Source organism: Pseudomonas sp. NFX183, from assembly GCF_047943075.1.
Classification (GTDB): Bacteria; Pseudomonadota; Gammaproteobacteria; order Pseudomonadales; family Pseudomonadaceae; genus Aquipseudomonas.
In genome coordinates, this window is record NZ_CP181333.1 from 3,738,483 (window position 1) to 3,751,928 (window position 13,446).

A 13,446-nucleotide genomic window follows, 5' to 3' on the forward strand; every position below is an offset into this window, starting at 1 on the left:
GAACCGGCCACACGGTTCTTCCCACTCATCAAGCCTCAACGTGTTCGATCACAAGGTGGCTCGGTATGGGAAGTTCGTCGATGTCCGGCCAAGGGGCTGGAGGTGTGCGTTATGGCGTTGGGTGGGCAGGGCAGTACCTGAATGGCGTCAGCCGATCAGAGGGTAGCCGGGATGCGTTCGATGCCGATAAAGAGGCGGTCACGCAGCTTCTCAGGCAGTTGAATGACGCCGAGAAAACCTCCAAAAACCAGACGGTCCAGGACCTGCGCGACAAGCTCAATGACAAGCGAAACGCGCTGGGAGAGGAAAAATTCAAAGCAATCCTTGAGCAGCTGAAGCGCGATGCCGTCACAGATTTTCTTGCGCTGTTGAAGAGGCTGTTTCCGGAGCTGTTTGCAGATGACGCGACTCCGTCTCCAACACCGCGTCCCACACCGTCGCCAGATCGCGGTGGCGGTGGGGGTGATGGCCGCCGGGTTAATCCAAGCGATTTTGGCGGCAGTGAGCCCATGAGTAATCTGCCGATTACCGAAGGCTCCAAGCATTTCAACTACACGCCGGACGCAAGTAACCCGGGCAAGAAGCCGGACAATATCTGGAGTGGATTCAGCCAGGGGCCTGATGGTAATTGCGTCACGGTTGCCGCGATAAAGGGGGCGATGATGAAGTTTGGGCAGAAGCCCACTGATGTTTTCGCTGAGGTGCATGAGACCGCTGGTGGCTATCACGTCAAGATGCGCGATGGGTTCGAACTGGATTTATCCAAGGCTGAACTGAGGTACGCCGCCAGTTACGCGCAGTTCAAGGGGGATAACCCCTCGATGATGACCGACGCCAACTTCATGTACGCGGTGAGTGCCAAGCGTGCACAGATGGAAGGGAATGGTTTTGATGACAATCCCGAGGCTTCAAAACAGAGTTTTGCGCATGCGATGCAAAGCTTGAACAACGGTGAGATGGGGCAAGAGGCGCTGGACCGGCTTGGGTTGAAGGGCCTCTACAAAGCCTCTTCGAGTTCGGAGCTGGCAAGCGGCACACTGGGCGTTGTCGACTATGGCGGCCATTCAATGGCGGTGATTGGCGGGCGCGTGGAGTTGTGGGGAGGGCGGGGCGGCGCTCCCCAGGAAGGCAACGCCTACGAATTCGTTTAGCGTAAAAACAAAAAAACCGATAAACCCACTGCAGCAGGGTCTATCGGTTTTTTTCAACCCCGGGCAATCAAGCCCGGGATCAGCTCAGCTTATTGGCAAGCTTCGCAATCCGGCTCATCAATCGCGCAGGCCTTTGGCACTGGCGCTGGACCGGCTGGTGCTGCGAGAACCGAATCATCACCGTGGTTGCCGCCGCTGGAAACAGCGTTCAGCTTGCCGGTGTTGATGGTCGACTTCTCGGTGCTGGTCGCGGCCAGGGCACGGAGGTAGTAAGTGGTTTTCAGGCCACGGTACCAAGCCATGCGGTAGGTCACGTCGAGCTTCTTGCCCGATGCGCCAGCGATGTACAGGTTCAGCGATTGGGCCTGGTCGATCCACTTCTGACGGCGGCTGGCGGCGTCAACGATCCACTTGGTGTCCACTTCGAACGCAGTCGCGTAGAGCTCTTTGAGTTCTTGCGGGATGCGCTCGATCTGCTGCACCGAACCGTCGTAGTACTTCAGGTCGTTGATCATGACCGAGTCCCACAGGCCGCGGGCTTTCAGGTCGCGAACCAGGTACGGGTTGATCACGGTGAATTCGCCCGACAGGTTCGATTTCACATACAGGTTCTGGTAGGTCGGTTCGATCGACTGCGATACGCCAGTGATGTTGGCGATGGTCGCGGTCGGTGCGATGGCCATGATGTTGGAGTTACGAATGCCTTTCTGCACACGGGCACGTACCGGCGCCCAGTCCAGGGACTCTTCCAGGTCAACGTCGATGTACTTCTGGCCACGTTGCTCGATCAGGATCTGTTGCGAATCCAGCGGCAGGATGCCTTTGGACCACAGCGAACCCTGGAACGTCTCGTAGGCACCGCGCTCGTCGGCCAGGTCGCAGGAAGCCTGGATGGCGTAATAGCTGACCGCTTCCATCGACTTGTCGGCGAACTCGACCGCAGCGTCCGAACCGTAAGGAATGTGCTGCAGGTACAGCGCGTCCTGGAAGCCCATGATGCCCAGGCCGACCGGACGGTGCTTGAAGTTGGAGTTCTGCGCCTGTGGTACCGAGTAGTAGTTGATGTCGATCACGTTATCGAGCATGCGAACGGCGGTGTTCACGGTGCGTTCCAGCTTGGCGGTGTCCAGCTTGCCGTTGACGATGTGGTTCGGCAGGTTGATCGAGCCCAGGTTGCAAACGGCGATCTCGTCCTTGTTGGTGTTCAAGGTGATCTCGGTGCACAGGTTCGAGCTGTGGACCACGCCCACGTGCTGCTGCGGGCTGCGCAGGTTGCACGGGTCTTTGAAGGTCAGCCATGGGTGGCCGGTTTCAAACAGCATGGACAGCATTTTGCGCCACAGGTCTTTGGCCTGGATGGTCTTGAACAGCTTGATCTTGCCTGGGTACTGGGACAGGGCTTCGTAGTACTCGTAACGCTCTTCGAAGGCCTTGCCGGTCAGGTCGTGCAGGTCTGGTACTTCCGATGGCGAGAACAGGGTCCACGGGCCGTCGTCGAAGACACGCTTCATGAACAGGTCAGGAATCCAGTTGGCGGTGTTCATGTCGTGGGTACGACGACGGTCATCACCGGTGTTCTTACGCAGCTCGATGAACTCTTCAATGTCCATGTGCCAGGTTTCCAGGTAGGCACACACAGCGCCTTTGCGCTTGCCACCCTGGTTCACGGCTACAGCGGTGTCGTTCACTACTTTGAGGAACGGTACAACGCCCTGGGACTTGCCGTTGGTGCCCTTGATGTACGAACCCAGTGCACGCACAGGGGTCCAGTCGTTGCCCAGGCCGCCGGCGAATTTGGACAACATGGCGTTGTCGTGGATCGCGTGGTAGATGCCCGACAGGTCATCCGGCACGGTGGTCAGGTAGCAGCTCGACAGCTGTGGACGCAGGGTACCGGCGTTGAACAGGGTCGGGGTCGACGACATGTAGTCGAAGGACGACAACAGGTTGTAGAACTCGATGGCACGGTCTTCTTTGTGCTTCTCTTCGATCGCCAGGCCCATGGCCACGCGCATGAAGAACACTTGCGGCAGTTCGAAACGGATACCGTCCTTGTGGATGAAGTAACGGTCGTACAGGGTCTGCAGGCCCAGGTAGGTGAACTGCTGATCGCGCTCGTGGTTGATTGCCTTGCCGAGTTTTTCCAGGTCGAAGGTGGCCAGGATCGGGTTGAGCAATTCGAACTCGATACCCTTGGCGATGTAGGCAGGCAGGGCCTTGGCGTACAGGTCAGCCATCTCGTGGTGGGTGGCGCTGTCGGCGACTTTCAGGAAGCCCAGGCCTTCGGCACGCAGGGTGTCCATCAGCAGGCGCGCGGTCACGAACGAGTAGTTCGGCTCACGTTCAACCAGGGTACGGGCGGTCATCACCAGGGCGGTGTTGACGTCGGTCAGGGCCACGCCGTCGTACAGGTTCTTCAGGGTTTCGCGCTGGATCAGGTCACCGTCGACTTCTTCCAGGCCTTCGCAGGCCTCGGTGATGATGGTGTTCAGGCGGCCCAGGTCCAGCGGTGCAAAGGTGCCGTCAGCCAGGGTGATGCGGATCGACGGGTGAGCTTGTACGGCAGCTTCTTCAGCCGGGGTGCGTACAGCGCGCTCTTTGGCGCGCGAGTCACGGTAGATCACGTAGTCGCGGGCAACTTTCTGCTCGCCGGCACGCATCAGGGCCAGTTCGACCTGGTCCTGGATTTCTTCGATGTGGATGGTGCCGCCCGAGGGCATGCGACGCTTGAAGGTCGCGGTGACTTGTTCGGTCAGGCGGGCAACGGTGTCATGGATGCGCGACGAGGCAGCAGCGGTGCCGCCTTCAACTGCAAGAAACGCTTTGGTGATAGCGACGGTGATTTTGTCATCGGTGTAAGGAACGACAGTGCCGTTACGCTTGATCACTCGCAGTTGGCCAGGTGCAGTGGCGGACAGATCCAGGTTCGAATCAGCGGCCTGCGGCACGGAGCCCTGCGGGTTCTCGCGAGTTGTGTCGGTTTGCATGGGGGGTTGTCTCCACATTCTATATTTATTTGGGCACCATCACGGTGCCCACCGTTCCGTCCTGAAGCACTTACAGCAGGCCTGGGCCTGGCATAACAACTTCGGGACAGGAGGAAGGGAGCTCATCGCGCCGCTTCCATGCCGAAGTCTTCGGTTCGGGCCGTGAGGCGCCCTTCGCCGTATTCCTGGTGGGTGACAGTTGCTCGCTTCAAGCACTGCAACACCCGTACCGCTTTCTGCCCTGGAGGCTGGAAAACGGCTGCCATCCGCGTGCGCGGTTTGGGCTTTTAAAAAATGCGTTGGTTCCAACCAAACGGGAGCAAGAAAGCGCTTGAGTTTCTTGTCTGATCTGTGTTTGGTTTTTCGCTTAAAACCCTACATGTAGGGTTTTTTTAGCGCCGAGGTACAAGATAATGCGTTTTGGGGGGCTTAGCAACGCACTACCTGTGGATAACGCTGTGGGTAAAATGTGTATGAATCGTAGAACGCCCGTGTAGGCCGCAGTACTACTGGATCGCGCCGTTTGTCACCGAATATTCCAAGGTAAAAACAGCCGATTGGAATTTTGAGGGCGCGAACCCTACCACAAAAAAATGCGATCACCGAATGGATTTCCCGGCTTGTGCCAGAGGGCTGGCGCATGGCTACAATCGGCCTTCAATAGAGGCAGCAGTGTGTGCCCCGTAGATGACAATAATTAGAACCGAGGTAGCGCATGGAGCAAGAAGCCTGGCAGATATTGATCGTCGAGGACGACGAGCGATTGGCCGAGTTGACCCGTGATTATTTGCAGAGCAACGGCCTGCGGGTGGCGGTGGAAAGCGACGGCGCCCTGGCGGCGGCACGCATCATTGCCGAACAGCCCGACCTGGTGATCCTCGACCTGATGCTGCCCGGCGAAGATGGCCTGAGCATCTGCCGCAGTGTGCGCGAGCGCTATGACGGTGTGATCCTGATGCTCACTGCACGCACCGATGACATGGACCAGGTGCAGGGCCTGGACATGGGCGCCGATGATTACGTGTGCAAACCCGTGCGCCCGCGCCTGTTGCTGGCGCGCATCCAGGCCCTGCTGCGGCGCAGTGAGCCGGTCTTGCCGATCGCCGTGGAAAACCAGCGTCGCCTGCAATTTGGCCCCTTGGTGGTGGACAACGCCCTGCGCGAAGCCTGGCTGCACGAAGGTGGCATTGAGTTGACCAGTGCCGAATTCGACCTGCTATGGCTGCTGGTGGCGAATGCCGGACGCATCCTGTCGCGCGAAGAAATCTTTATCGCCCTGCGCGGCATCGGCTACGACGGCCAGGACCGCTCCATCGATGTACGCATCTCACGCATTCGCCCCAAAATCGGCGACGACCCGATCCACCCGCGCCTGATCAAGACGATCCGCAGCAAAGGCTACCTGTTCGTCCCCGAAGCCGCTGCCGATATGCCGCTGTGAACTCAATCTTCCTGCGCATCTACGGCGGCATGTGCGCGGCGCTGATCCTGGTCGCGCTGCTGGGCGTACTGGCCCTGCACCTGCTCAATGAAGTGCGCAGCGGTCAATACCGTGAACGCCTGGCCCACGGCACCTTCGCGTTGATGGGCGACAACCTGCTGCCCATGAGCGCCATCGAACGCCAGCGCGCCCTGGCGGTGTGGGAGCGTTTGCTGGGCATTCCCCTGGAACTGCGCACACTCACCGACGCGCAACTGGACCTGAGCCAACGCAACCGCCTGCAACGCGGCCAGGTGCTGGTCGAGCAGACCGGGCCGCATGCGGCGCGAGTGTTGCGCCTGGTCAGCGAGCAAGAACAACTGGTACTCACCGGCGAAGTGCAACAGATCAGCGAACAACTGGCCCGCGCGACGATTTACCTGCTGGCTGACGAACTGGTGCGCTTTCCGGTCGCCGAGCAGCCGCAAAAACTCGCTGACATAAAAGAAGCCAAGGGCTTTGGTTTTGACATGCACCTGATGACCCTGGACCAGGCTGACATGGACGACGACCAGCGCCGACGGGTCTCGGAAGGCGATACGGTGATGGCCTTGGGCAAGGGCGGCGATTCGATCCGCGTGTTTGCCGGCATGGTCGGGACGCCATGGGTACTGGAAATCGGCCCGCTGTACCAAATGAACCCTTACCCGCCGCAGTGGCTGATCCTGATCGCCTTGATCAGCCTGACCCTGATCGGCTTGATCGTGTATTTATTGGTGCGTCAGCTTGAGCGGCGTCTCAAGGGGCTGGAAGCGGCGGCCACACGCATCGCCAAAGGCAATCTGGAGGTCCGCGTGCCGGCACGCGGCGCCGACTCGGTGGGGCGACTGGCGGCGGCCTTTAATGGCATGGCCGAGCACTTGCAGCAGTTACTGGCGATTCAGCGTGAGCTGGTGCGGGCGGTGTCCCACGAATTGCGCACTCCGGTGGCACGCCTGCGCTTTGGCCTGGAGATGATCGGCGACGCCGCCAGCCCCGAGGCGCGGCGCAAATACATGGACGGCATGGACAGCGACATTCAGGACCTGGATGGCCTGGTTGACGAAATGCTCACCTACGCCCGCCTGGAGCAGGGCGCGCCGGAGCTGAATTTCCAGCGGGTCGACCTCAGCGCGTTGCTCGATCAGGTGATCGGCGAATTGTCGCCACTGCGCCCTCAGGTCAACGTAGCCCGTGGTATTTGCTTGTCGTCGGCGCATTGGGACGACGCCTGGGTCGATGCCGAGCCGCGCTACTTGCACCGCGCTGTGCAAAACCTGGTGAGCAATGCGATGCGCCACGCCCAGGGCCAGGTGTTGATCAGCTACCAGGTCGGGCAGGTGCGTTGCCGCATCGATGTGGAAGACGACGGCCCCGGTGTGCCGGAAAGCGCCTGGGAGCGTATCTTCACGCCGTTTCTGCGCCTGGACGACAGCCGCACCCGCGCCTCCGGCGGGCACGGCCTGGGTTTGTCGATTGTGCGGCGGATCATCTATTGGCACGGCGGGCGGGCGTTGATCAGCAAGAGCAACAACCTGGGTGGGGCGTGTTTCAGCCTGAGTTGGCCCAGGGATCAGGAGAAGGCTTGAGATCGCTATCGCAGGCGAGCCAGCTCCCACAGTTGAAATGCATTCCAATGTGGGAGCTGGCTTGCCTGCGATAGCGTCAGATCAGGCCCTGACGGCTACTAGACTCAACAATTGCTCACCTTCCACCGCAAACTGCGCCTCCAACTCCGTGCCATGGCACCACTCGGCAGACAGGTCGGTCAGCAGCCTTAGTCGCACCTGCCCGGTCTCGGACCACGCCACCACCTCGGCATGTTCGAAGTAAAAGCGCTTCTGCACGATCGGGTAGAGCGCCTTGAACAGGCTTTCCTTGGCCGAAAACGTCAGCGTCACCAACAAGGCGACCTGCTCGCGCGGCACGCTTGTCATGCGCTGCATTTCTTCAGCCGTCAGAATCTCCCCGGCCAGGCGTTCGGCCCGGTCCAGGGCCAGCACATTCTCCAGGTCCATCCCCAGCCCACGCCATTGCGCCTTGTGCCCGACAATCGCTGCAGCGTGCCCGGTGCTGTGGGTGATTGAGCCGCTGATGTGTTCAGGCCACACCGGCGCACGGTCTTCGCCGATGGGCGGCACGCAATCGAGGTGATCGAGTTGTTGCAGCGCCGCGCGGGCGCACAGGCGGCCGGCGAGAAACTCCGCCTGGCGCTTGGCCACTGAGCGCTGGATGCTGGCCGGAGGCGGCACCGCGCAGCGCTGGAAATCACCTGCGGCTAATAAGGCTGGATCGAAACGGGTGCTCAGAAACACCGTGCCCGGCAACGGAGCGGGCAGCGGCCAATGGGCATCAAGTGGGGTGCAGCAAGCGGGTAGAGGCGTCATGCGCGGTATTTTGCGTCAGTTGGCGCGCCAGTGGATAGCCCGTCACGGTTCAGGCCCGGTTCAGAGCCCGTTCAGGGGGAGTTCAGGGGCGCCTGCGTAGTCTGGGCTCAACAGCCAAAACGCGTAGAGGTAAGCACCATGACTGCGATCAAAAAGCTGATGTTGGCGTTAACCATGCTCAGTGCCACTGCCGGCGTCCAGGCGTCGGACGGTGCATTTGCGGCCTTTGGTGGCGAGAAAACCAAGAAGTCCAGCAACCTGATCCATCGTGTCAGCTTCGAAGACGCGGGCACCCAGGCCGCGCCGTGGGGCCAGTCCCTGGGCCTGAGCGCCCCGCAACCTGCCTACCGCACCGGTTACGAACACCTGACGGGCCAATACAATGGCATTAAACTGCGCCCGCAAGACTTGCAGGGCCGCTATGATATCCCCCTGTCGGACAGTTGAATTGCCTTGGAGAGCCTTATGAAATTGCTGGTCGTGGAAGATGAGGCGCTGTTGCGTCATCACCTGTTCACCCGCCTGACCGACAGCGGGCACGTGGTCGAGGCCGTGGCCAATGCCGAGGAAGCCCTGTACCAGACCGGGCAATTCAACCATGACCTGGCCATCATCGACCTGGGCCTGCCCGGCATGGGCGGCCTGGACCTGATCCGCCAACTGCGCAGCCAGGCCAAGACCTTCCCGATCCTGATCCTCACCGCCCGCGGCAACTGGCAGGACAAGGTCGAAGGCTTGGCGGCCGGCGCTGACGACTACGTGGTCAAGCCGTTCCAGTTCGAAGAGCTGGAGGCGCGGATGAACGCCTTGCTGCGCCGCTCCAGCGGTTTCACCCAGTCGACCATTGTTGCCGGGCCCTTGCTGCTGGACCTCAATCGCAAGCAAGCGTCCCTGGATGAGCAGCCGCTGGCGCTGACCGCCTATGAGTATCGGATTCTCGAATACTTGATGCGCCACCATCAGCAAGTCGTCGCCAAGGACCGCCTGATGGAGCAGCTTTATCCCGATGACGACGAGCGCGATCCGAACGTGATCGAAGTGCTCGTCGGCCGCCTGCGCCGCAAGCTGGAAGGGCCGGCGGGGTTCAAGCCGATCGACACCGTGCGGGGCCTGGGTTACCTGTTTAATGAGCGCTGCCGTTGATACGCTCGTTACGTGTGCGCTTGATGCTGGCGGCCACCACCCTGGCCGTGTTGTTCATGCTGGGTTTATTGCCCGCCATGCAAGGGGCGTTCAGCCTGGCGCTGCAGGATTCCATCGAGCAGCGCCTGGCGTCGGACGTCACCACCCTGATTTCCGCTGCGCGCGTCGAAAACAATCGCCTGCTGATGCCTGCGCAGTTGCCGGACGAGCGTTTCAACCTCACCGATAGCCGTCTGCTTGGCTATATCTACGACCGTGAAGGCCATCTGGTATGGCGCTCACGCGCTACCCAGGAAGAAAACATCAACTACAAGCCGCGCTACGACGGGCGCGGTAATGAGTTCGCGCGCATACGCGAGGCCAATGGTCAGGAGTTTTTCGTGTATGACGTCGAGGTCAAGCTGCTGGGCGGCAAGAGCGCGGCGTTCAGTATCGTGGCCCTGCAGCCAGTGCGCGAATACCAGCTGACCCTTGAAGGCCTGCGGGAAAACCTCTATCTGGGGTTCGGCGCGGCCTTGCTGGTGTTGCTGACGTTGCTGTGGCTGGGCCTGACGTGGGGCCTGCAAGCCCTGCGGCGCCTTAGCCAGGAACTTGACCAGATCGAAGGCGGCACCCGCGAAAGCCTTTCCGAAGAGCATCCACGTGAATTGCTGCGTTTGACGGGCTCTCTCAACCGTTTGCTGCACAGCGAGCGTGAACAACGGGCGCGCTACCGCGATTCCCTCGACGACTTGGCCCATAGCCTGAAAACGCCGCTGGCCGTGTTGCAGGGTGTGAGTGAAGACATGGCCCAGCGCCCGGAAGATCGCGGCCAGGCCTGGGTATTGCAGTCGCAGATCGAACGGATGAGCCAGCAGATCGGCTACCAGTTGCAGCGTGCCAGCTTGCGTAAAAGCGGGCTGGTGCGCCACCAGGTGCGCCTTGAGCCGGTATTGCAAAGCCTGTGTGACACGCTGGACAAGGTCTATCGCGATAAACGCGTGACGGTGACCCTTGAGTTGCCGGCCGAATGCGATGTGCCGATCGAGAAAGGCGCGTTGCTCGAAATGCTCGGCAACTTGCTGGAAAACGCCTATCGCCTGTGCCTGAGCGAAGTGCGCATTAGCCTCACGGAAAACCTCGAAGGCACCGAGCTGTGCATTGAAGATGACGGGCCTGGTGTGCCGCCTGATCAGCGTGCGCGGATTCTGCAAAGGGGTGAACGGCTGGACCGTCAGCATCCGGGGCAGGGCATTGGTCTGGCGGTGGTCAAGGACATTATTGAAAGCTACAGCGCGCGGCTGACCTTGGGCGACTCACCCTTGGGCGGCGCGGCGTTCAAGATTCACTTTCCGGCCTTGTGATCTCTGTTGACTCCACTGGCCCCTTCGCGAGCAAGCCCGCTCCCACATTCGACCGCATTCCTACAGGATAAACGCGGTTAAATGTGGGAGCGGGCTTGCTCGCGAAGGGGCCGGCAATGGCACCACACCGCTAACTCTCCTGCGCCCGATACGCCCCCGGCGTCAAGCCCGTCCACTTCTTGAACGCCCGATGAAACGCCGACGGCTCGGAAAACCCCAGCTGCTCGGCAATCTCCTGCAACGACAAATCCGCTCGTCCCAAGTGATAGATGGCAATGTCCCGTCGCAATTCATCCTTGAGCGCCTGAAAACTGGTGCCTTCCTCACGTAAATGCCTGCGCAGGGTTTGAGGACTGATGTGCAAGTGCTGCGCGATCGCTTCCAGGTCCGGCCAGGGCGTGCGGTCACGGCTCAACAGGCGGCGCAGCTGGCTGCTCAGGCTGTCGCCTTCATCCGGCCGCGACAGCAGGTCGGCGGGGGAGCGCTCGAGAAAATGCTTGAGGGTGCGTTCGTCCTGCAGCAGCGGCAAGCTCAGGTAGCGGCTGGGAAACACCAGGCTGCTGTGTGGCGCGCCGAATACCTGAGGGCAGGGAAAGAACAGGTCGTATTCGCCGGCATGGGCCGGCATCGGGTAGCTGAACGTTGCCTGTTGCAGGCGGATACGCTGGCCGATCAACCAACTGCTCAGGCGATGCCAGATCACCAGCAGGCATTCACTGAGGAAGTGATCCGGGTCCCACAGCTGCGAATCGTCCAGGCTCAGCCGGGCCATATCGCCTTCTCTCGTCAGCTGCCAGCGCGGACCCTGTGGGAATAGGCTATAAAATAATAAGCCGCGTTCCAGAGCCTTCTCCAGGGTGCGGCAGTGAATCAGCGCGTGGCACATCATGGCGAAAGTGCCGCGCTTGCTCGGGCCTTCGGCAAACCCCAGGTATTCATCGTCCAGCGCCAGCCACAACCTCTGCAACAGCCGGGTAAATTGCTCGGGGGCGATGCGGGCGCGGGGTTCGGTCAACAGCTCGGGGGGGATGCCCACCTGCAGCAGCAGGCCCGAGCAGTCGTAGCCGACCCGGCGCGCACCGCCGAGGGCGGCCCGGGCGTAGTGGCTGGCGATGGTACGTTCACGCATGTGAGGGCCTCGTCCATGGAGTGGCGGATGTTAGCCATCACCGAGAGGGGCGACAAGGCGGATATCCGCCAAATTGTAGGACGAGACCGGGTGGCCTGGCGGAATTCCGCCACATCTTCCAGGGTGTACAGGGCCGTCGTCTTGCCCCCAGCCCTGATGTCTAAAGGCCTTCAGCATTTTTTAAGCGAAGTGGCACGGCGTTTGCGATACAGAAAACAGCGCAGGCCTGTTTCAGCAGACCTCGCAAACAACAAATCCCTCCAGTGCAGGAGGGTTCGCAATTCAAGTGTCGTGGGCAATGGCGGATATTTGCCACACGGTGCGATTGAGGAACTTTGCAATGACGACTCGTCAGCCACTGTACAAATCCCTGTATTTCCAGGTGATCGTTGCAATCGTTATCGGTATTTTGCTCGGTCACTTCTACCCGCAGACCGGCGTGGCGCTCAAGCCACTGGGTGACGGCTTCATCAAGCTGATCAAAATGGTCATCGCCCCGATCATCTTCTGCACCGTTGTCAGCGGCATCGCTGGTATGCAAAGCATGAAATCGGTGGGCAAAACCGGTGGCTACGCGCTGCTGTACTTCGAAGTTGTTTCCACCATCGCCCTGTTGATCGGTCTGGTCGTGGTTAACGTCGTGCAACCGGGCGCCGGCATGCACATCGACGTGGCTACCCTGGACGCCTCCAAAGTCGCGGCCTACGTGACTGCCGGTGCAGACCAGAGCGTGGTTGGCTTCATCCTTAACGTGATCCCGAACACCATCGTCGGCGCTTTCGCCAACGGCGATATCCTGCAAGTGCTGATGTTCTCGGTGATCTTCGGTTTCGCCCTGCACCGCCTGGGTGCCTACGGCAAGCCGGTGCTGGACTTCATCGATCGCTTCGCGCACGTGATGTTCAACATCATCAACATGATCATGAAGCTCGCGCCACTGGGTGCCCTGGGCGCCATGGCGTTCACCATCGGCGCCTACGGTGTAGGCTCGCTGGTACAGCTGGGTCAGCTGATGATCTGCTTCTACATCACCTGCATCCTGTTCGTGGTCGTGGTGCTGGGCGCCATCTGCCGCGCACACGGTTTCAGCGTGTTGAAGCTGGTTCGCTATATCCGTGAAGAGCTGTTGATCGTACTGGGGACTTCCTCCTCCGAATCGGCACTGCCACGCATGCTGATCAAGATGGAGCGTCTGGGCGCGAAGAAATCCGTAGTAGGCCTGGTGATCCCGACCGGCTACTCCTTCAACCTCGACGGTACCTCGATCTACCTGACCATGGCGGCCGTGTTCATCGCTCAGGCGACCGACACCCACATGGACATCACCCACCAGATCACCTTGCTGCTGGTGCTGCTGCTGTCCTCCAAAGGCGCTGCAGGCGTGACCGGTTCGGGCTTCATCGTGCTGGCGGCCACCCTGTCGGCTGTTGGCCATCTGCCGGTTGCCGGCCTGGCGCTGATCCTGGGTATCGACCGCTTCATGTCCGAAGCCCGCGCACTGACCAACCTGGTCGGCAACGCCGTTGCCACCATCGTTGTGGCCAAGTGGGTCAAGGAACTGGACACCGACAAGCTGCACAGCGAGCTGGCGTCCGGCGGCACTGGCATCTCCGACACCCGTCCGGAAGATGACCTGGGCGTGGCTGAAGGCCCAGCTCCTGCGGTCAAGTAACATGCCGAAGGCGTGAATCGCGCCAGACGCTCTGCAAACGCCCCGACTTGATAGGGGCGTTTGCGTTTCTGCGGGGTCACTTTTCGGTGCTTTTGATTTACAGTCAGTCACCACTTCATCAAATCGCGATGAGGCTTGTATCTGCCTACGTCCGTTGGCCCTGACCGGACGATGC

The 13,446-nt window shown here is 60.6% G+C and carries 10 protein-coding genes; 7 read left to right on the forward strand and 3 right to left on the reverse strand.

Translation table 11 applies throughout. From position 1 onward, the window contains the following. The first annotated feature begins 65 nt into the window (after positions 1-65). Positions 66-1,151, forward strand: a complete 1,086-nt coding sequence (locus ACM530_RS17465; RefSeq protein WP_416362763.1) for a hypothetical protein — start codon at positions 66-68, stop codon at positions 1,149-1,151. Between the two features lie 89 nt (positions 1,152-1,240). On the opposite strand, the gene ACM530_RS17470 is transcribed toward ACM530_RS17465, so the two are convergent. Continuing rightward, positions 1,241-4,138 (reverse strand): ribonucleoside-diphosphate reductase subunit alpha, encoded by a 2,898-nt coding sequence (locus ACM530_RS17470; RefSeq protein ID WP_145159319.1) that lies wholly within the window; start codon positions 4,136-4,138, stop codon positions 1,241-1,243. Between the two features lie 715 nt (positions 4,139-4,853). Between ACM530_RS17470 and ACM530_RS17475 the strand changes: the two genes are divergently transcribed. Both ACM530_RS17475 and ACM530_RS17480 read left to right on the forward strand, forming a co-directional pair. After that, positions 4,854-5,579, forward strand: coding sequence for a response regulator (locus ACM530_RS17475; RefSeq protein ID WP_416362764.1), 726 nt, complete (start codon positions 4,854-4,856; stop codon positions 5,577-5,579). Beyond that, positions 5,576-7,186, forward strand: a complete 1,611-nt coding sequence (locus tag ACM530_RS17480; protein WP_416362765.1) for an ATP-binding protein — start codon at positions 5,576-5,578, stop codon at positions 7,184-7,186. The genes ACM530_RS17475 and ACM530_RS17480 overlap by 4 nt, the downstream gene beginning before the upstream one ends. 81 nt (positions 7,187-7,267) lie before the next feature. On the opposite strand, the gene ACM530_RS17485 is transcribed toward ACM530_RS17480, so the two are convergent. Beyond that, complete coding sequence (locus ACM530_RS17485) at positions 7,268-7,984, reverse strand: 4'-phosphopantetheinyl transferase family protein (protein WP_416362766.1); 717 nt, start codon at positions 7,982-7,984, stop codon at positions 7,268-7,270. A gap of 138 nt (positions 7,985-8,122) precedes the next feature. On the opposite strand from ACM530_RS17485, the gene ACM530_RS17490 reads away from it, so the two are divergent. The 3 genes from ACM530_RS17490 to ACM530_RS17500 are packed head-to-tail and all read left to right on the forward strand — an operon-like array spanning position 8,123 to position 10,470. Further along, positions 8,123-8,431 (forward strand): hypothetical protein, encoded by a 309-nt coding sequence (locus ACM530_RS17490; protein WP_145159311.1) that lies wholly within the window; start codon positions 8,123-8,125, stop codon positions 8,429-8,431. 18 nt (positions 8,432-8,449) lie between these two features. Beyond that, a complete protein-coding gene (locus tag ACM530_RS17495) occupies positions 8,450-9,127 on the forward strand; it encodes a response regulator (protein ID WP_017138377.1) in 678 nt (225 codons plus the stop codon). Next, positions 9,124-10,470 carry an ATP-binding protein gene (locus ACM530_RS17500; protein WP_416362767.1) on the forward strand — a complete coding sequence of 449 codons (1,347 nt, stop codon included), beginning with the start codon at positions 9,124-9,126 and terminating at the stop codon, positions 10,468-10,470. The genes ACM530_RS17495 and ACM530_RS17500 overlap by 4 nt, the downstream gene beginning before the upstream one ends. A gap of 130 nt (positions 10,471-10,600) precedes the next feature. Here the strand turns inward: ACM530_RS17500 and ACM530_RS17505 are convergent, their stop codons facing one another. Beyond that, positions 10,601-11,599, reverse strand: coding sequence for an AraC family transcriptional regulator (locus tag ACM530_RS17505; protein ID WP_416362768.1), 999 nt, complete (start codon positions 11,597-11,599; stop codon positions 10,601-10,603). A 340-nt stretch (positions 11,600-11,939) separates the two neighbouring features. Here ACM530_RS17505 and ACM530_RS17510 point away from each other — a divergent pair, with 340 nt between their 5' ends. Continuing rightward, positions 11,940-13,271 carry a dicarboxylate/amino acid:cation symporter gene (locus tag ACM530_RS17510; protein WP_145159305.1) on the forward strand — a complete coding sequence of 444 codons (1,332 nt, stop codon included), beginning with the start codon at positions 11,940-11,942 and terminating at the stop codon, positions 13,269-13,271. Positions 13,272-13,446 lie beyond the last annotated feature (175 nt).